Consider the following 18,897-nt stretch of genomic DNA (forward strand, 5'->3'; position numbering starts at 1 on the left):
CGGGTCAGGCGAATTTCCGGCACCAGCGGGCCGGAACCATTGTTCCGAGTTGGCGATTGGTTCTGCAAGTGAGGCGCGTCAGTCGCCGATCGCAGACAGACATCGAAACAGAGGTTCGGATCATGCTTAGCTGGGTTGTGACGTTTCTGGTTATCGCCTTGATCGCCGGTATCCTGGGCTTTGGCGGCCTCGCCGGCGCGTCAATCGAAATCGCCAAGATCATCTTCTTCATCGCGGTCGTGCTGTTCCTGGTCTCGGCCGTTGTTGGACTGGCCCGCGGCCGTAACAGGGTCTAGCGCGCTTACCGCTTCGAGGGCATCGCCACGTTGCGGCCGATGCCCTCGGGCCGCTGCGCGGCACTGTGGGCCTTGACCACCGCTGCAATGCGCTCGCTTATGTCTGGCGGAAAAGCCGCCACCTTTCGTGAGCCCATGTCGATGTGAAGCGACATGTTCTCCGACGTGGCTGACAGCCAACCCTCGGTCGCGTGCCGCAGCTCCTGGAATGTGTGCAGCCGCTTGTCGTCGGCTTCCAGCAGCCAGACCGAGACCTGCACGGGATCGCCGAGGTTGATTTCGCGCAAATACCGCACGTGGCATTCGGCGGTGAAGGTCGAGCCGCCCCGCTCTTTCATGTAGCCCGGCCCGATCCCGAGCGTCAGCCACATCTGGTCGATCGCGCGGTCGAACATCACGTTGTAATAAGCCATGTTGAGGTGGCCGTTGTAGTCGATCCATTGCGGCTCGATCTGCATGATCGAGGCGCGGAACGGCACGGCGTTGGTCGCTGTGGCGGCAGTCTCCGGCATATTTCCTTCCCCAGCTATGCGGCCGGTCGCTTGACTTGACCGGTGAGATGTCCTTTGCCACGGTTCGTCTCGTCGGGAGGAACGTCCGTGGGTACGACCATCACCAATAATCCGCCGCGGCCGGCACCGAAAGCCCTCGCGAGCGCGCTGGAGCAGCTTGCCGCACGGTTCGGCAACCGCCTCATCACGTCGCAAGCCGTCCGTGAGCAGCACGGCCATACCACCACATGGATCGTGAACCAGCCGCCGGACGGCGTGGTGATGGCGCAGGAGACCGCCGACATCCAGGACGTGGTGCGGATCTGCGCGAAAAACGGCGTGCCCGTCATCGCCTTCGGCACCGGCACCTCGCTCGAGGGCCAGGTCAACGCACCCGCCGGCGGAATCTGCATCGATCTGCGCGACATGAACAAGGTGCTCGCGGTGCATGCCGAGGACCTCGACTGCGTGATTCAGCCTGGGGTCACCCGCAAGGCGCTCAACGAGCATCTCCGCGATCAGGGCCTGTTCTTCCCGATCGACCCCGGCGCCGACGCCTCGCTCGGCGGCATGGCCTCGACCCGCGCCTCCGGCACCAACGCGGTGCGCTACGGCACCATGCGCGACAGTGTGCTGGCGCTGAAAGTGGTCCGCGGCGACGGCGAGATCATCACGACCGGCACGCGTGCGAAGAAATCATCCGCCGGCTACGACCTGACGCATCTGTTCGTCGGCGCCGAGGGCACGCTCGGCATCATCTCCGAATTGACCATCCGCCTGCGCGGCATCCCCGATACGATCGCGGCCGGTGCGGTGTCGTTCGAGACCGTGCATGGGGCGTGTCAGGCCGTGATCCTGGCGATCCAGACAGGCATTCCCGTGGCGCGCATCGAGTTGCTCAACGCCGCGCAGGTGCGGGCTTGCAACGCCTATTCGAAGTTGACCCTGCCGGAAACGCCGCTGCTGCTGATGGAATTCCACGGCAGCGAGATCGAGGTCGCCGAGCAGTCCAAGGCCTTCGCCGAGATCGCCGGGGAGTACGGCGGCGGCGATTTCTCCTGGACCACCAAGCCGGAGGATCGCACAAAACTGTGGCAGGCGCGGCACGACGCCTACTGGTCGGTCAAGGCGCTGCGGCCCGGCGACAGCATCGGCGTGGTCGCGACCGACGTCTGCGTGCCGATCTCGCGGCTTGCCGAATGCGTCGGCGAGACCGAGGAAGATCTCAAGCGTCTCAACCTGTTGTCGCCGATCGTCGGCCATGTCGGCGACGGCAATTTCCACTGTTCGCTGGTCTGCGACACCAACGATGCCGACGAGATGGCGCGTGGCGAGGAGTTCATGCATCGGCTGGTCGAGCGCGCGCAGGCGATGGACGGCACCTGCACCGGCGAGCACGGCATAGGCCAGGGCAAGCAGAAATATCTTGCGGCAGAACTCGGCCCCGAGGCGATCGAGGCGATGCGGGCGCTGAAAAAGGCGCTCGATCCGCAGAACATCTTCAATCCCGGCAAGATCGTACCGGAGGCGTAGCGCGCGGCGTGGCCGCCGTTTATGCTCGCTCCCTCACCACGGAGCAGGCAATGCAGTGGTTCGCGCGCAAGACGCGTCAGGACATCTGGGACGAAGCGATCGAACGGCCGCTCGGCGATATCGAGGCCGCCGAGCGCATCCGTGCGATCTGTGACGCCGCTGCGGCGAGCGCGGCAGGGTCCGCGCGCAACGACAAGCGCGACAGCGAGCGCTACGAACGCGCGGCGAAAGTCGCGATGGAAATCGCGATGAAGATATCGGATGGACTGATGCGCGACGACGCAGTCCGTCGCATCATCGATCTCTGCATGAAGGCGAACGACCTCAAGACGGCGCAGATCCTGTTCCGCGCGATCCATGCCAGCTGGGTCCGTGAAACCGTGCAGCGCGATCACCCGACATTGGTGCAGTGAGCGCAGTTATTTCGCCAGCTTGCGCACGGCCTCGTCGACGCTGTGGAAGACGTTCTCCCGGGGCAACGCCTCGAACAGCCTGAACCGCTCGAACGCGTCCTGCGCACGCACCGATTCCAGCCGGGCCAGCGCGACCGTGATGCCCTGTTCGCTGCACGCCCTGAACATTTCGAGCAGGATCTGCGCGGCGGTAAAGTCGATCTCGACCATGCCGCTCGCCTCCAGCACCAGCAACTGCGGCGGCGTCGTGCCGAGCACCTTGGCTACGTCGCTGCGGAAGCCCGGCGCATTCAGAAAGGACAGCGGCGCCTGCAGCCCGATCACGGCGACGCCGGCGATTCGCTCGCCGGCGATGTGCGGATGCGCCGGCCACCAGATCGTGGTGCCCGGCACGCGCTCGAACTCGACCAGCCGCGCGCGCGTCGTGCTCCAGATGCCGTGGAGCAGCGACAGCACGATGCCGAGGAACGCACCCTGCTGGATCGGCAGCACGATGATCAGCGCGGCGGTGGCGACGATCAGCAGGAATTCGCTCGGGGATTGGCGATAGATCGTGACGATCTGCTTCACGCGGATGATGCGCAGCGCGACGAACAGCAGGATGCCGCCGAGGGCTGCGTCCGGAACGTGCTGCAGCAATCCCGTTCCGAACGCGAGCAGCGCCAGCACGATCGCAGCCGCGGCGAGGCCCGTGAGCTGCGATTGTCCGCCGGTCTCGGCGACAATGCCCGTCCGCGGCGGGCTGGCATTGACCGGAAATGCGCCGAACAGGCCCGACAGCACGCTGCCGGCGCCCGCGCCGAGAAAATCGCGATCGACATCGGCCGGCTTGTCGGGATCGGACGGGAACGAGCGCGTCGTCGCCGCAGTCTGCACCATCACCACGACCGTGATAACAAAGGCGAGCGGCACGAGGCGGACCCATTGCTCCGGTGCAAGCTCGGGGAAGGTCGGCCGCGGCAGCGTGCCCGGCACGAGGCCGACGACATTGACGCCCTTGCTCTCGAGGCCGAGCGCGATCGTGGCCAGGGTCGCTGCGACGAGCCCGATCAGCGCGCCCGGAATTTTTGCGCTGATCTTCTCGGCGACGAAGACCACGGCCAGCACACCGAAGCCGATGCATAGCGTGAACGGATTGGTGCGGCCGAGTTCGCTTGCGAGCACGCCGATGCGATCGAGCGTCGGCCCGCTCGGCGAGTCCAGGCCCAGCACGCCCGGCAGTTGCGACACGATGATGTGGACGGAGATGCCGGCGAGGAAGCCGACCATGACTGGCACGGACAAGAGATTGGCGATGCCGCCGAGGCGGAAAGCGCCGCCAGCCAGCATCATCGCGCCGACCATCAGCGCCAGCGCGATCGCGAATCCCTGATACTCAGGCGAGCCCGCGGCGGCCAGCGCCGCCAGCCCGCCGGCGAAAATCGGCGTGATCGTGGAATCGGCGCCGCAGGACAGGAAACGGTTGCCGCCGAGCATCGCAAAGCCGAGCGACCCCGCCATGAAGGCGAAGAAGCCGATCTGCGGGGCGAAGCCGCCGAGCCGCGCCGTCGCCATCTGCTCGGGAATCGCGATCGCCGCGAGCGTCAGGCCGGCCATGAGGTCGCCAGGCAGCGAATAGGACGCCAGCGAGCGGAATAGCGGCCATGATGTTGCGGTGTGAGCGTCCTGCGCCATCAGCAGCGAATCCCCGAAGCGTCCCGTTGGCCGACCAGACCACAGCTGCCGGTCGTCGGCAAACATGCGGTTGCCGGCCTCGCCGCTATATCGTGCGACACCGCAAGGCCCGCAGGCACTTATCGCGTCTGCGAGCCCCACGCGCACTCTCGCGAGACCACGCTCTATGGCTTCGACGCCTGCGCCTGCTTCAGCGCGCTCTTGCAGCCATCCGATAGCTGGTCGAAATGCTCGATCATGCACTGCTTGACGCGGCCGCCTCCCGGCATGATGCCAGAGCACAGCGCGCGCATGTCCGCGGTGCACGCTTGGCGTACCTCCTGTCGCGGTTGCTCGGCGGACGCGGCGCCCGCGGACGATACCGCGACCAACGCGGCGATGATGGCCGCGATCGCGCGTCGCAGCTCCCGCAGCTGTACAGGTCTCACCATGCGCAGACCCTCCGCGCGCCGAATGGCGTGCTGGTCCACCAACAAGCCCCCGGATAGGGACGCGCCGCATAGGCATAGGGTGGATGGGCATAGGGCACGATGTTCCGCCGGCACAGGCCGTTGGCCGTCAGGTGCCAGCCGGGCCCGCAGCCGCCGCTGACTTCGGTGAGGCCGTCGGACATGGCGGGGTGAGGGCTGGGAGTGAAGGCTAGCGCGGTCGAACCTGCGGCCAGTGCGGCTGCCGCGGCCGACGCCAGGATCGTCAATCGTCGCATTCGAGATATCCATGTTTGCAGGTTGGAGGGAAGGCAGTCCGCGGCCACTGTTCTGACCCTGGCCGGAATTTCACGGTCGTGCGGCGCGACGGTCAGTACCGGTATCCGTAATAGGGATGGGTCACGACCGTGCCGCTGCGCGTCACGCTATTGCCGTTCGGACCCGTCGTGGTGCGCGTGTAGTCGAATGCATGCGGACCCACGCGCGTGATGCTGCCGCTGCGTGCAATCGTGCCGCCATAGGGCCCCGTCACCGAAGCCGAACGCGAGCAGGTACCGCCGGCGCATCCGCCGCTGGCGCTGCCGTAGTAGGTGCCGCGCCAGGTCGTGACGCTGCCGCTGCGAACCCAGGCGTTTGCATCGGAGGCGCTCGTGAGGGCCAGCACCGTTGCGAGTGATATCGAAGCCAGGATAGGTTTCATCGGATACTCCCGTTTGCGAGGACGCGCCGGAACGAGACCGGTCGCCGCATGGAGGCCAATCTCGCCTCGATGTTTTGCCGTGATGTTGCCGGGGAGGCCGGATATGTAACGTTTTGTAACGAGTGATGGGCTCGCCACATTCCCGCCGGCGGGTTGCTCGATAGAGGCCGCGATGGACACTCGGACGATCATGATCGTGGAGGACGACCGCGAGATCCGCGCGCTCCTGGCGGACCTGCTGACGCGGGAGGGCTATGCGCCGGTTTGCGTCGAGAACGGCGCGGCGATGGACCGGGCGCTGATGCAGGCATGCCCGGATCTCATCGTGCTTGACATCATGCTGCCCGGCGAGGACGGACTGTCGATCTGCCGGCGCCTGCGCAGCAAGGGCCGCACGCCGATCCTGATGCTGACGGCCAAGGCCGACGATGTCGACCGCATCATCGGCCTGGAGCTCGGCGCCGACGATTATCTGCCGAAGCCCTTCAATCCCCGGGAGTTGCTGGCGCGCATCAAGGCCGTTTTGCGGCGTGTGGACGGCCCGCTGCAGATGCCGCCGCCGCGGCGCATTGCTTTCGGCAGGCTGGTGGCCGATCTCGACGGACGCAGCCTGAGCAACGACCAGGATTGTATCGTCGAGTTGACGTCGGCAGAGTTTGATCTGCTGGCATGTTTCCTCGAACGGCCCAAGAGGGTGCTATCGCGCGACCAGTTGCTCGACTGGACGCGCGGCCGGACCGCGGACCAGTTCGACCGCGTCATCGACGTGTCGGTCAGCCGGCTGCGGCGCAAGCTCGTCGCCGCGGATCCCAAGGCTGAGTTCTCGATCAGGACCGTGCGAAATGGCGGCTATCTCTTCAGTGCTGACGTCCGCCCGCTCTGAGCACGGAGCCTGTGCGGGATGAGCAGGCTTCATATCGCCGCCCGCCTCGGCCTTATCGTCGCCGGCGCCATCATTCTCGTGCAGTTGCTGTCGCTCGCTATCTATTTCGTGGAGCAGCGCGGCCGCGGCGAGCCGTCCGGATTTACCGCTTTGTTCGCGCAGGTCGCCGCCTTGGCGGAGGCGATCGACAGGATCCCGCGCGACGATCGTGACCTGGTGCTGCGCGCGGCCACGACGGCGCGATTCAAGCCGGTCGTGCGTCAGGACGTGCCGCCCAACCCGTTGCATGGCCGTTTCCTGGGCAGCGCGGAGCAACGGCTGCGCGCGCTGAGCGGTGTGCCGGCGGAGCGGCTGGTCGCATTGTCCTTCGTCAACGTCAGGGACGGCCAGCAGGTGGCCCGCTTGCGTGATCTCGTCACCTCGCGCCTGCAAGCCGTCATTGAACTTGCTGGCGGCGGCTATCTGGTAATCGAGACCGCAGGCGAGCTCGGCCTTCGCCTGCTCGGCATTCCTGTTGGCCTGCTGGCCGGAATTCTCGGCTTCGTGGTCGCTTTGGCGGCCTTGCTCGCGGTCCGCCACGAGACCAGGCCGCTGTCCGAGTTGACCGTCGCCATCGAGCGCTTCGGCGCTGCCATGGAGACCAGGCCGGTCAGCGAGCGGGGTGCTCCCGACGTTCGGGCGCTGATCCGCGCCGTCAACGCCATGCAGGCGAACATCGCCGAACTGCTGCGCAGCCGCACCCTCGTGCTCGGCGCGATCAGCCATGATCTGCGCACTTATGTCACGCGGCTGCGGCTACGTCTCGAGCTGCTGCCCGAAAGCGTGCAGCGGGACAAGGCAATCGTCGATCTCGACGACATGCAATCGCTGATGGATGATGCGCTCGCCTTTGTCCGCGCCTCGTTCGCAGGCCCGTCAGCGGAGACCGTCGATCTTGCTCGCGTCGCGCGGACCGAGTACGAAGCGCGCAAGGGCGCCTGCGAAGCGGTGACGCTCACGTGCGAAGATCCGTCTCTCCTCATCCGCGGCTCGGCTGCGGGCATGGCTCGGGTCATTGCCAATCTGGTCAACAACGCGATCCTCTATGGTGGCGCCGCAGACATCTCCTTGCATGCCGAGACCGGTGTGATCGAACTCCTGGTCGAGGACCGCGGGCCGGGAATCCCGGTCGACGAACGCACCCGCGTATTCGATCCATTCTACCGGCTGGAGACCTCGCGCAGCCGCGAGAGCGGCGGCGCAGGATTGGGACTCACAATCGTGAGGCAAGTTGTCGAAAGCAACGGCGGCACGGTCGCCATCGAGGATCGTCCCGGTGGCGGCACGCGTGTCCGCGTCCGGCTGCCGCGCGAGCGGCCTCAGTAACGGCTGCGATAGCCATCGCCGCGTCCCGGGCCACCGTAGTTGCCGCCTCGGCCGCCCATGCCCATGCCAATTCCGATGCCTATTCCGACACCTATGGCTTCTGGCGGCGGGCCGGCGGGCGGCGCGCGCTCGTAGATCACTTGATCCGGCGGCGGCCGGCGCGGCTTGGGCGGTGTGTCGACCACCTTGCGCTTCGGCGGCGTGTCGTCGACGCGCTTCTTGATCACGGGCGCGACCGTCGGATTGACCGGCGTTGCCGGTGTCGGAGGCGTCGAGCACGGGCAGGTCGGCGCCATCGCGACGGCGACCGGGGCAGGAGCGGCCGCGACCACAGCAGGCAAGACGTAGTTGCGGTTCTGCACGCGGAGCAGCAGCCTGCGTGCGGTCGCAGCCAGATCGCTGTTGTCCCAGTTCGCCAGATACGCCTCGAACGAGGCGCGGGTGTTGATCGCGGTGGCGCGCTCCCACGCCAGCATCTGGCGTCGGCGCTCCATGATCGTGCGCAGGCGCGGCGTACGGGTATCCTGAGCATACAACTCGATATAGGCCTGATACGCCGGCACGGTGTCGTCGGTGATCACCATCTCATAGGCGACCATGGCCGGCTTGCCCTGCAAATCCTTGCGCCAATCCTCGAGGCTGCGCGTGCCGCTCGCAAGTGCCATGGAGGATGCGCCAGGAAGCGCAGTCTGACCGCCGCTGCTGTCGCCGCCGAAGAACTTGAAGTCGGTCGTCAGCGACGAGCTTTCCCAGGGGATCTGGCGTCCGTCGGTCGATTGCGCCACGGCAACGCGAATGCGCTTGAACACTTCCTCGATCGGCAGATTGGGCTGCTTGGCGACGGTCAGCGCCGCGGTGGTGTAGGGGCTGTCGATGCCAGAGCCATCCTCGGCTTCCGCACCGGGCGAGGTCGAATAGGAAATGAAGGAGCCCGGCGCGCCGGCCTTGGTGTCGACGATCGCAAGCCCGTGTCCGGCGCCGCGGAGTGCCGGGAACGGATTGTTGCGGCAGGCATCGAGCATGAAGATGCGCGCCCGCGTCGGCAGCGCGCCGAGCGTGTTGAGCAAATCGTTCAGTCGCACGCCCTGCAGCGGAATGTCGGCTTCGCGCTTGGGGTCGAGATCGACCGGCACCAGATAGTTCTCGCCGTCGATCTGGAGGCCGTGGCCGGCATAGAACACCAGCGCGACGGTGTCGGCGCCGCTGGCGCTGACCTTGCCGGCGAACTCCGAGATCGCCTGACGCATATCGTTCTGCGCCAGATTGGACGCCGTGGTGACGGTGAAGCCGGCATTGCCGAGCAGCTCCGTCATGCCCTTGGCGTCGTTGGCTGCGTTGGGGAGTTCCGGCACGGTGCGATAGGCCGATTGACCGATCACGAGTGCGAGCCGCGCTTCGGCCGCGGCCTCCGTCGGAATCGTCAATTGCGAGAGCGCGAGAAGACCGGATGCAAGAAACAAATTGCGAAGAATTGGACGGCGCATGGTGTCACCTCCATCGGCAATGCGCGCGATGATGTCACCCTTTGTAGGTGGCCGCCATGCGTCTGTCTGTGCACTGGATCACGTTGAGCTGCGGCAAAATGGGGCAGGAGGTCTGCCGGAGCCAGTGCGGCATCGTTCTGGCACCATCCATGTGAATTGCGCATTGATCCATGCGCCAATTGGATTGATCGCCGATGCCGCGCGAAAGCATCCTCGCGCACACCTGGCCCGATGCCGGTCTGAGCGAGAATCCCGCAAAAAACGCGGTTGTTTCGCCGCGCGCTGATGCCGTCGACCTTCGCGACACGCCGCTTTGCAATGGCCGGCCTCAAGTCTTGCCTGCGCCGTCGCTTTGGCCATACAGTCCGCGCAACGGGCTGCGGCAACGTCCGCGGCGCGAAAAACAATAATCGGGGAGAGACCGCACCATGTCCATCGTGCCCGTGAACCGTCGCGCGTTCATCAAGTCGTCGACGGGACTTGCCGCCGGCCTCGTGTTCTCCCCCGCACTCATCGGCCGCGCCGAAGCCGCGACGCTGAAGCTGAAATGCTCCTCCTCGCTGCCGAACGATCCCAAATTCGCCAACGGCCGCGTCTATTACGACAATCTCGTGAAGAACCTGAAGGCGAACGGCCTTGGGGAGCAGGTCGAGGTCGCGTTCTTTCCCGACAACCAATTGGGTCAGGAAATCGACGTCATCAACTCGGTGAAGCTCGGCGTCATCGACCTCATGGTGTCGGGATCGTCGATCTCGGCCAATCTGGTGCCGCTGGTCGGCACCTTCGATCTCGGCTTTCTGTTCTCGAGTTTCCCGCAGCAGACCAAGGCGTTCGATTCTGGCGCGGCCAAGCCGATCGAGGACGCGCTGCTCAAGGGCAGCAACATCCGAATCATCGCCTGGGCCTATAATTTCGGCTCGCGCAGCGTGTTGGCGCGGAAGCCGGTGAAGACGCCCGAAGATCTCGCCGGTCTCAAGATCCGCACGCTGCCAAATCCCGTCATCACGGAATGCCTGCGTCTGATGGGCGCCGCCGCGACGCCGCTGGCGTTCGGCGAAATCTACACGGCATTGCAGGCCGGCGTGCTGGACGGGCTGGAGCATGATCCGCCGACCATCCTGGCCAGCAAGTTCTTCGAAACGGCGAAATTCTATGCATTGACGCAGCACAATTTCTCGCCGCTCGCGATCTATTTCAGCGACACGACCTACAATCGCATGGATCCGAAGCTGCGCGACGGATTTCTCGATGCCGCGAAGAAGGCTGCGGCCGACACGCGGACCCACGGGCTCGCGGTCGAGAAGGAGGCGCTGTCGGCCTTGACCCAAAAGGGCGTGACGGTGGCCGAATGCGACCGCGAGGCGTTCAAAAAACGCGTCGCGCCGCAAATCGAGAACTTCATGAAGGCGCGGCCGGAATCCAAGGCCGTCATCGACATCATCCGCGCCACGCAGGCCTGACGTGGCAATGACAGCTGCCGTACCTCTCTCGGGCGGCCGCCACGGGAGCATCGCCCTGCTGCTTCGCGTCAGTGACGCGATCGCGGCCATCCTGCTGGCCGCAGATCTGGTCGTCGTCTGCGGTTCCGTGCTGCTGCGCTTCTGCTTCAACGCGCCGGTGGAGTGGTCCGACGACGTCGCGCGCGGCCTGATGGTCGGCTCCGCCTTCTTCGGCGCGGCGAGCGCGCTCGCGCGCGGCGAGAATGTCGGCGTCTCCTTCTTCCGCGACATGGCTCCGGCACGGCTGCGCGCGCTGGTCGACGGCGCCAGCGCGCTGCTGGTGGTGCTGATCTCGGGCTACGTCGCCTACAACGCCATCAAGCTCGGCTCGCTGACGGCGGGTCAGACCACCGGATCCGGCTTGCCACTGGAGCTGACCTTCTACCCGATGGGCGCCGGCGCGCTGTTCATGACGGTGTTTGCGATCGACCAACTCTGCGCCAGGCCACTCCCCGACATCGTCAGGGGCCTCGTCGCGATTGCCGTCGTGACCGGCCTCTATCTCGCCTGGGATTATCTTTCGCCCGCTACGGTGCCGTCGGCGGGCACGCTGATGCTGATCGGTTTCTTCGCGACGTTGGTCGGCGGGTTGCCGATCGGCTTTGCGCTGGCGCTGGCCGCGCTGATCTTCATCTGGGTCGAGCGCGCGCTGCCCGGCGTTATCTTCGCGCAGCAGATGGCGCGCGGCATCGACAATTTCGTGCTGCTCGCGATTCCGTTCTTCATTCTCGTCGGCTACCTCATGGAAGCCAACGGCATGTCGGTGCGCCTGATCGAGCTGTTGCAGCGCGGGGTCGGGCGCATGCGCGGCGGCCTCAACGTCGTGATGGTGGCCTCGATGGTGCTGTTCTCCGGCATCTCCGGTTCGAAGATGGCCGACGTCGCGGCGGTCGGCTCCGTACTGATTCCGGCGGCGCGCCGCTCCAAGCAAAACCCGGGCGGCGCCGTGGCGCTGCTCGCGGCCTCCGCGGTGATGGCGGAGACCATCCCGCCCTGCATCAACCTGATCATCCTGGGCTTCGTCGCGAACCTGTCGATCGGCGGCCTGTTCGTCGCAGGGCTGTTGCCGGCGGCGCTGATGGCGCTGGCCTTGATCGCCGTCTCCATTATCTTCGGCAAGACCCCAACTGAGAGTCCAAGCGAGACTTCGGCTGATGCCGACGACATCGCGCCGCAGATGCCGGTGTCGGGCCTGTGGAGCGGCGCGATCGCCTCGTTCGGCCTGATCTTCATGATCTTCTTCGGCTTCAAGAGCGGCTTTGCCACCGCGACTGAGATATCCGCCTTCGCGGTGGCTTATGCACTCGTTGTCGGCAGCGTGGTGTTCCGCGAGCTCAGCTTCACATCGGCCGCGCACAGTTTTGTGCAGGGGGCGACGCGCGCGGGGCTCGTGCTGTTCATCGTTGCCGCAGCGCAATCGCTGGCGTTCACGCTGACCTTGCAGCAAGTGCCGCATGCGGTCGGCGATTTCATGCTCGGATTGTCCAAGACCAGCGGCACCTGGCTGTTCATCCTGCTCGCGATCGGCGTGCTGATCGTGATGGGCTCGGTGCTGGAGGGCGCGGCCGCGCTGATCATCTTCGGGCCGTTGCTGCTGCCGGTGGCCGTGCAGCTCGGCATCGATCCCCTGCATTTCGGCGTGGTGCTTGTGATCGCGATGGGCATCGGCCTGTTCGCGCCGCCGCTCGGGCTCGGGCTCTACGGCGCCTGCCTGATCGGCAACGTGCCGATTGAGCAGACAGTGAAGCCGATCATGGGCTATCTCGGCCTGTTGTTCCTTTGCCTGCTCGTGATCGCGTTCGTGCCATGGCTCAGCACGGCATTGCCGCGCGCGTTCGGCTATTGAGGGAGTGTTGCCGTGAAAGTCCTGCTGGCCCACACGCCGGAGATGCGCCGCAATTACTACGGCGATCGCAGCCTGAGCGGTTTGCGCGCGGCCGCCGAGGTGATTCTGCACGAGAGCGATGAGACGCTGGTCTCAGCCAGCCTCGTGCGCGCTGCGCAAGATGTCGACATCATCGTGGCCGACCGCATGACCGAAGGACGCGGCGAGATCTTTGGGCAACTGCCGCGCCTGCGCGCCTTCGTACGCTGCGCTGTCGACATCCGCAACGTCGATGTCGAGGCCGCCTCGAACGCCGGCGTGCTCGTGACCCGCGCCGGGCCTGGCTTCGTGCAAGCCGTTGCCGAGCTCGCGGTTGGCTTCATGGTCGATCTCTCCCGCGCCGTATCGCGGGCGACGGCCGATTACCACGCCGGCCGCAAGCCGGAGGCGCGGATGGGACGTCAGCTCGCCGGCAGCAAGATCGGCATCATCGGCTATGGCAGCATAGGGCGCTATCTCGCCGACATCGCCAAGGTGATGCGCATGGAGGTGCTGGTCGCAGATCCCTTTGCGACCGTGAGCGACAGCGCCATCCGGCAGGTCAGCCTCGACGAGCTCCTCGCCGCGTCCGACTATGTCGTCTGCCTTGCCATCGCCAACGAGCAGACCGAAAATCTGATCGGCGAGGCGGCGTTGGCGCGCATGCAGAAGCACGCCGTCTTCATCAATCTCTCGCGCGGTAACCTCGTCGACGAAGCGGCGCTGGCGAAGGCGCTGGTTGAGAATCGTATCGCAGGTGCCGCGATGGATGTCGGCCGCGCGCCCGACCAGATGCCAAGTCCGGAGCTTGCGAAGCTTCCCAACGTCATTGCGACGCCGCATGTCGGCGGACTGACGCCGCAGGCGATCGAATATCAGTCGCTGGAAACTGTGCGGCAGGTCGAAGCGATCGTTAAAGGCGAGGCCCCCCAAGGCGCCGTCAACGCCGACCGCTGGACGCGGCGGCCGTGAGCGGCTCTAAAGCCGGTCCACGGCTTTGAACGTCCCGTCCTTCTGGATCACCGTCAAAAACACCTTCGGCGGCGCGTCGAGCATGCGCATGCCGACGGTGAAGGTGCTGCCGCTGATGTCGAAGCGGCCGACATCGTTGATGGCCCGCAGCAGGCTCGCGCGCGTCGGTTGCGGTCCGGCCTGTTCCAGCGCCGCGGCCGCGAGACGGCCGGCGATATAGCCTTCGAGCGACACGAAACTCGGTGTCAGCGCGGGGTCGAACGCCGTCTGCGCCGCCTGGTAGTCGGCGACCAGCTTGAGCGAGCGGTCCCAGGGAAACGGCACGACCTGCGTGACGACGACGCCTTCGCCCTCGGGGCCGAGCTCCCGGGCGAGCGCAACGGCGCCGACGAAGGAGATGTTGACGAAGGTCGGACGCGCGCCGCTGCGGTGCGCGAGCTTGATGAACTCCGCGCAGGGACCGTAGGTCCCGACCATGACGATCGCCTCGGGTTCGACGCGCTTGATCGTGCGCCAGGCCGACGCGACGGCGCGGGTGTTGCGCTCGAAGGTGCCCTCGGCGGCGAGCTCAAGACCGCGCTTGGCAAGCGCGCGCTTCACGCCGGAAAGACCGTCGCGCCCGAAGGAATCGTCCTGGTAGAAGATGGCGATGCGGGTGAAATGGAGATCCTCCGTAAGGTGCTTGACCCACGCCTCGGCCTCGGCGCCATAGCTCGCACGGATGTTGACCACGTTCGCAAGCTGGAGGTCGCGCAAAAATTCGGCGCCGCTGAAAGGACCGATGAACGGCACGTTCCTGGCGCTGGTGATCGGTATCGTCGCCATCGCGGTCGGCGTGCCCACCGCGCCGATCAGAGCGAACACCTTGTCGTCCTCGATCAGCCGCAGCGTCTGCACCGTCGAGCGGTCGGGATCGTAACCGTCGTCGCGGCTGATGAGCTGGAGCTTGCGGCCATGGACGCCGCCCTTGGCGTTGATCTCGGTGAAGGCTGCGACGATGCCCTGGCGCATCCGCTGTCCGAGTGCGGAGGAGGGACCTTCGAGCGCTGCGGCCTGGCCGAACAGGATTGCATCCTTGCTGACGCCGATCTCGTCGGCTTTCGCCGGCAGCATGATTGCTGCCAGGACGGCGACGGTCATGACGATGCATATCGCAGATCGAGATCGATACATCAGGAAAAGTCTTGCCGGGTGCGGTGAGTAGCTTTGTGAAAGCTATCGCCGCAGGATGAATCGCCGATGTATCGACGGCTCCGTACTACTCCGGGGAAAACCGGCAACTTATTGCGACAAAGTCCGCATCATCCTGCACTTCATTAACTAAGCTGGATAATGCGGAAAAACCGGGTTCCGAAATTGTGCAGTTCTTAACCGCGGTCCTGTTCCGATAGTGGCTCCGGCGGCTCAACCAGAGGTTCGGTTGGCCGGGAGAGGGGACGGCGGTTTCTGGAATGGGCGGTCGGGATCAGAACGATCAGGATCGGGGGCGTATGACCGGATGGTGGCGTGCCGCGCTGCTGCTCAGGCTCTATCGCCCTGCGCTCGTCGCGGTCGGAATCGGTCTTCTGTTTTCGGTCGCGGGTGCGGCCGCCGTGGCGCGATGGGAGGGCCGCGTCAACAAGATCGAGTTCGAGAACGCGGCCGAGACCGAAGTGATCGTCATGCAGAACGGCATGAGCGAGTACATCTCCAGGCTCGTCGCGCTACGCACGCTGTTCGAATCGACCAACCAGGAGATCACCCGCAGCGAATTCGAGACCTTCAGCACCCGCTTGTTCGAGCGCCATCCCGGCATGCTGCGCATTTCCTGGGTGCCGCGCGTGAACCGCAAGGAGCGCGCCGAATACGAGGCCGCGGCGATCACGGACGGCGTCTCCGGCTATCGCATCAAGTCGCTCCAGGGCGATGCGTTTGCGACCGCGCCGCAGAGCGACGAATATTTTCCGGTGCTCTACTCGACCCAGCCGAAGACGTCTCCGGTCTACGGCATGGACTACGCGACCGTTCCGGAACGCCGCGCGGTCCTCGAGCGCGCGCGCGACACCGACCGGATCGCCGCCATTCGCACCCGCCTCTTCGAGCCGAAGGCGGGCGGCCGGTTGCCCGACGTGCTCGTCGCCATTCCCGTCTACGCCAAGGGAACGTCGCGCGACACGGTCGTGGACCGGCGCCGCAATCTCGCCGGCTTCGTCGTCGGCGTCTTCGACCTGCCGCTGCTGATCCAGTCCATTCGCGTGACCACCGGGGCAAGCCCCGCGGTCAGCGTCAACGTCTATCCGCCGGTCCCGGGGCAGATCGTCGGCCAGGAGGACATGCTGCCGGATTATTCGTCGGCCGCCACGGCGCCGCAGTCGATGCGAGACGTCGCGCGGACCCTGCACTGGTCGGGCAATCTCAAGATCGGCGACTCCGATTGGCAGGTGCGGGCGGTTCCGGCTGCCGGCGGTCCGCTGGAGACGACCTACGATCGCGCGGGCGCGGTGCTGATCGTCGGCATGCTGCTGACGCTGTCGCTTTCGACCTATCTCATGCTCGCAAGCCGCAATTCGCGGCGGCTCTCGCTGGCGAACCGCCGGGTGCTCGAACTCGCCCAGACCGACATCCTGACCGGATTGCCGAACCGCGCCTTCTTCCTCGCCCGGCTCGACGAGCTCAATGGCCGTTTGAAGGACGGCGGTCCGACCTTCTCGATCCTGATGCTCGATCTCGACCGCTTCAAGAACGTCAACGACTCGCTCGGTCACGGTGCCGGCGATGTGCTGCTGCGTCAGGTCGCACAGCGGCTGAAATCCGCACTGCGCGCCGGCGACGTGCTGGCCCGGCTCGGCGGCGACGAATTCGCCGTCATCCAGGAAGCTTGCGAGGATCAGCGCGTCTGCTCGACCGAACTGGCGGGGCGGATCGCCAAGCTCGTGGCCGAGCCGTTCCTTCTTCCCGGACACCGCGTCGAGATTGGCACCAGCATCGGCATTGCGATCGCGCCCGATCACGGCAGCGATCAGGAGCAGCTGCTGAAGAAGGCCGACCTCGCGCTCTACCGCTCGAAATCGTCGGGCCGCAACTGCTTCACCATCTACGACAAGGCGATGTCGGCCGAGCTCGAGGCGCGCAGCACGCTGGAAGGCGATCTGCGCGACGCCATCGCGCGGTGCCAGCTCGAGGTGCACTACCAGCCGTTCGTCGACGCCCTCAGCGGCGCGCGGCGCGGCTTCGAGGCGTTGGTGCGCTGGCGGCATCCGACGCGCGGCTTGATTCCGCCGGACCAGTTCATCCCGCTTGCGGAGGAGACCGGGCTGATCGTGCCGCTCGGCGAATTCGTGTTGCGGCGCGCCTGCGCGGACGCGGCCGGCTGGCCGTCCGACCTTGCGGTCGCGGTCAATCTGTCGCCGATCCAGTTCAAGGAGGCCGAGCTGTTCGAGATGATCAGCGCCGCGCTCGCCGATTCCGGCTTGCCGCCCCAGCGGCTGGAGATCGAGATCACGGAATCCGTGCTGCTGGAACGCGGCGTCGAGAACCACGCCTTCATGGAGCGGCTGAAGAGCATCGGCATCGCGCTTGCGCTCGACGATTTCGGCACCGGCTATTCGTCGCTCAGCTATCTGACCGCGTTCCCGTTCGACAAAATCAAGATCGACAAATCGTTTATCCGCAACCTCACGCATCAACCGCGCAGCTCCGCCATCATCTCCTCGATCGTGACGCTGGCGCGCGGGCTGGACATGTCGGTCACCGCCGAAGGCGTCGAGACCCGCGAGGAGTACGAGCGGCTGAAGGCGCTCGGCGTCAATTTCGCGCAGGGCTATCTGTTCGGCCGGCCGCACCCAATCGAACGGATCCTTTTCGACGCGCCCGTCAAACCATCCCAACGCGACGCCGCCTGAGCGCGGCCGCTCAACGGGCATGCGCGAAAAGCGCTTGACCCGGGCAGTCCCGGATGGTCGGAAGGACCGTCCAGGGATGAAACACACAATGCGGCTTCCGTTCTTCTACGGTTGGGTCGTGGTCGCGGTGACCTTCGTCACCATGGCCATCGGCGTCAACGCGCGCACTGCCTTCTCGCTGTTCTTTCCTCCCATCATCTCCGAATTCGGCTGGGAGCGCGGCGTCACCGCGGGCGCCTTTTCCTTCGGCTTCGTGGTATCGGGCATGGTCAGCCCGCTGATCGGCCGGCTCATGGACCGCGCCGGCCCGCGCGCGGTGATGGAGCTCGGCGTGGTTCTGATGGGTGGCGGGCTCCTGCTCGCGCCGCTCACGAGTCAGCCATGGCATCTCTACGTCACCATCGGCGTCATGGTCGGCGCCGGTTCGGTGTGTCTCGGCTATTCCGGCCAGTCGCTGTTCCTGCCGAACTGGTTTATCCGCACGCGTGGCCTCGCCATCGGCATCGCCTTCGCCGGGGTCGGCATCGGCTCGGTGACGCTGCTGCCGTGGGTGCAGCACATGATCGAAGGGACCGGCTGGCGCACCGCCTGCACTGCGATGGGCTTGATGGTCTTGATCGTGCTGGCGCCGATCAATCTGTTCCTGCATAGGCGTCCCGAGGATATCGGCCTGCGGCCGGACGGCGATGCCGCGCCGGCCGCAGGCGCCGCAAAACCGGCCTCCAACATCGTCGATCCCGTCTGGGCCGGGACCGAATGGACACTCCGGAAAGCGGTCGCCACGGCGCGGTTCTGGTGGATTGCGCTCGGCTATTTCTGCGGCCTGTACATCTGGTACGCGGTGCAGGTGCACCAGACCAAGTTCCTGCTCGACATCGGCTTCAGCCCGGGTGTCGCGGTGTGGGCGCTCGGCATCGTCAGCCTGCTCGGCATTCCCGGCCAGATCCTGCTCGGCCATGTCTCCGACCGGATCGGGCGGGAATGGGTGTGGGCGATCAGCTGCGCGGGTTTTGCGATCTCTTTCGCGGCGCTGATGGCACTGAAATTCCAGCCGTCATTGTGGCTGGTCTATCTCATGGTGTTCACGCAAGGCGCGCTCGGCTACGGCCTGACCTCGATCATGGGCGCAGTGGTGTTCGAGATTTTTCAGGGCAGGCACCAGGGCAGCATTTTCGGCACGATCATGCTGGCGGCATTGGCCGGCGGTGCGGCCGGTCCCTGGGTCACCGGCTTGCTTTACGATCGGGTCGGCGACTACACGCTCGCCTTTGGCGTTGCCATCCTCGTGAGCGGATTATCGGCGCTCTCGATCTGGCAAGCCGCGCCGCGCAAGGTGCGCGCCGTCGCCGGCAAGCTTCAGGCGGATGCCGGCGCCGAATAGGTTCCGTACGCACCCAATTACCTTCGCGTGTTT

18 protein-coding genes are annotated in these 18,897 nt (G+C 65.8%); 11 read left to right on the plus strand and 7 right to left on the minus strand.

What is annotated here, in order from left to right; translation table 11 throughout:
• Positions 1 to 122 precede the first annotated feature (122 nt).
• The gene (locus AC0L27_RS11705) at positions 123 to 296 is read left to right on the plus strand and encodes a DUF1328 domain-containing protein (RefSeq protein WP_007600914.1); all 174 of its coding nucleotides are present in this window, start codon (positions 123 to 125) and stop codon (positions 294 to 296) included.
• A gap of 5 nt (positions 297 to 301) precedes the next feature.
• On the opposite strand, the gene AC0L27_RS11710 is transcribed toward AC0L27_RS11705, so the two are convergent.
• Entirely contained in the window at positions 302 to 808 is a 507-nt protein-coding gene (locus AC0L27_RS11710; RefSeq protein ID WP_473319046.1) for a thioesterase family protein, read from the minus strand.
• Between the two features lie 87 nt (positions 809 to 895).
• On the opposite strand from AC0L27_RS11710, the gene AC0L27_RS11715 reads away from it, so the two are divergent.
• Both AC0L27_RS11715 and AC0L27_RS11720 read left to right on the plus strand, forming a co-directional pair.
• Positions 896 to 2,320, plus strand: coding sequence for an FAD-binding oxidoreductase (locus AC0L27_RS11715; RefSeq protein WP_354205390.1), 1,425 nt, complete (start codon positions 896 to 898; stop codon positions 2,318 to 2,320).
• A gap of 50 nt (positions 2,321 to 2,370) precedes the next feature.
• On the plus strand, positions 2,371 to 2,733 hold the full coding sequence (locus AC0L27_RS11720) for a hypothetical protein (RefSeq protein WP_354205392.1): 363 nt from the start codon (positions 2,371 to 2,373) through the stop codon (positions 2,731 to 2,733).
• 6 nt (positions 2,734 to 2,739) lie between these two features.
• Here the strand turns inward: AC0L27_RS11720 and AC0L27_RS11725 are convergent, their stop codons facing one another.
• From AC0L27_RS11725 to AC0L27_RS11740, 4 genes are all read right to left on the minus strand, one after another.
• The gene (locus tag AC0L27_RS11725; protein ID WP_473319048.1) at positions 2,740 to 4,407 is read right to left on the minus strand and encodes a SulP family inorganic anion transporter; all 1,668 of its coding nucleotides are present in this window, start codon (positions 4,405 to 4,407) and stop codon (positions 2,740 to 2,742) included.
• A gap of 164 nt (positions 4,408 to 4,571) precedes the next feature.
• Complete coding sequence (locus AC0L27_RS11730; protein ID WP_473319050.1) at positions 4,572 to 4,838, minus strand: hypothetical protein; 267 nt, start codon at positions 4,836 to 4,838, stop codon at positions 4,572 to 4,574.
• Positions 4,832 to 5,113: a GCG_CRPN prefix-to-repeats domain-containing protein gene (locus AC0L27_RS11735; RefSeq protein ID WP_473319053.1), complete on the minus strand. Its 282-nt coding sequence runs from the start codon at positions 5,111 to 5,113 to the stop codon at positions 4,832 to 4,834. The genes AC0L27_RS11730 and AC0L27_RS11735 overlap by 7 nt, the downstream gene beginning before the upstream one ends.
• A gap of 92 nt (positions 5,114 to 5,205) precedes the next feature.
• Positions 5,206 to 5,535, minus strand: coding sequence for a hypothetical protein (locus AC0L27_RS11740; RefSeq protein ID WP_354205398.1), 330 nt, complete (start codon positions 5,533 to 5,535; stop codon positions 5,206 to 5,208).
• Between the two features lie 172 nt (positions 5,536 to 5,707).
• Between AC0L27_RS11740 and AC0L27_RS11745 the strand changes: the two genes are divergently transcribed.
• Together AC0L27_RS11745 and AC0L27_RS11750 are read left to right on the plus strand one after the other, a co-directional pair.
• Positions 5,708 to 6,418: a response regulator gene (locus AC0L27_RS11745; protein WP_473319055.1), complete on the plus strand. Its 711-nt coding sequence runs from the start codon at positions 5,708 to 5,710 to the stop codon at positions 6,416 to 6,418.
• An 18-nt stretch (positions 6,419 to 6,436) separates the two neighbouring features.
• Entirely contained in the window at positions 6,437 to 7,783 is a 1,347-nt protein-coding gene (locus tag AC0L27_RS11750; protein ID WP_473319057.1) for a sensor histidine kinase, read from the plus strand.
• Here AC0L27_RS11750 and AC0L27_RS11755 read toward each other — a convergent pair.
• Positions 7,777 to 9,267 (minus strand): caspase family protein, encoded by a 1,491-nt coding sequence (locus AC0L27_RS11755; RefSeq protein WP_473319059.1) that lies wholly within the window; start codon positions 9,265 to 9,267, stop codon positions 7,777 to 7,779. The two genes, AC0L27_RS11750 and AC0L27_RS11755, sit on opposite strands and share 7 nt — an antisense overlap.
• Positions 9,268 to 9,461: 194 nt before the next feature.
• On the opposite strand from AC0L27_RS11755, the gene AC0L27_RS11760 reads away from it, so the two are divergent.
• Genes AC0L27_RS11760 through AC0L27_RS11775 form a run of 4 tightly spaced genes read left to right on the plus strand, consistent with a single transcriptional unit; the run spans position 9,462 to position 13,602 of the window.
• Positions 9,462 to 9,677, plus strand: coding sequence for a hypothetical protein (locus tag AC0L27_RS11760; RefSeq protein ID WP_473319061.1), 216 nt, complete (start codon positions 9,462 to 9,464; stop codon positions 9,675 to 9,677).
• Between the two features lie 18 nt (positions 9,678 to 9,695).
• Positions 9,696 to 10,727 (plus strand): TRAP transporter substrate-binding protein, encoded by a 1,032-nt coding sequence (locus tag AC0L27_RS11765; protein ID WP_473319064.1) that lies wholly within the window; start codon positions 9,696 to 9,698, stop codon positions 10,725 to 10,727.
• Positions 10,728 to 10,734: 7 nt separating this feature from the next.
• Entirely contained in the window at positions 10,735 to 12,612 is a 1,878-nt protein-coding gene (locus AC0L27_RS11770; RefSeq protein WP_473319066.1) for a TRAP transporter large permease, read from the plus strand.
• 12 nt (positions 12,613 to 12,624) lie between these two features.
• On the plus strand, positions 12,625 to 13,602 hold the full coding sequence (locus tag AC0L27_RS11775; RefSeq protein ID WP_473319070.1) for a hydroxyacid dehydrogenase: 978 nt from the start codon (positions 12,625 to 12,627) through the stop codon (positions 13,600 to 13,602).
• Between the two features lie 6 nt (positions 13,603 to 13,608).
• Here AC0L27_RS11775 and AC0L27_RS11780 read toward each other — a convergent pair whose 3' ends face one another.
• Positions 13,609 to 14,775: an ABC transporter substrate-binding protein gene (locus AC0L27_RS11780; RefSeq protein WP_473319074.1), complete on the minus strand. Its 1,167-nt coding sequence runs from the start codon at positions 14,773 to 14,775 to the stop codon at positions 13,609 to 13,611.
• Positions 14,776 to 15,092: 317 nt separating this feature from the next.
• On the opposite strand from AC0L27_RS11780, the gene AC0L27_RS11785 reads away from it, so the two are divergent.
• Positions 15,093 to 17,483: a bifunctional diguanylate cyclase/phosphodiesterase gene (locus AC0L27_RS11785; RefSeq protein WP_354257672.1), complete on the plus strand. Its 2,391-nt coding sequence runs from the start codon at positions 15,093 to 15,095 to the stop codon at positions 17,481 to 17,483.
• An 88-nt stretch (positions 17,484 to 17,571) separates the two neighbouring features.
• Complete coding sequence (locus AC0L27_RS11790; RefSeq protein ID WP_473319288.1) at positions 17,572 to 18,864, plus strand: MFS transporter; 1,293 nt, start codon at positions 17,572 to 17,574, stop codon at positions 18,862 to 18,864.
• Positions 18,865 to 18,897 lie beyond the last annotated feature (33 nt).

The sequence above is a fragment of the Bradyrhizobium sp. Ken51 genome (genome assembly GCF_055807435.1).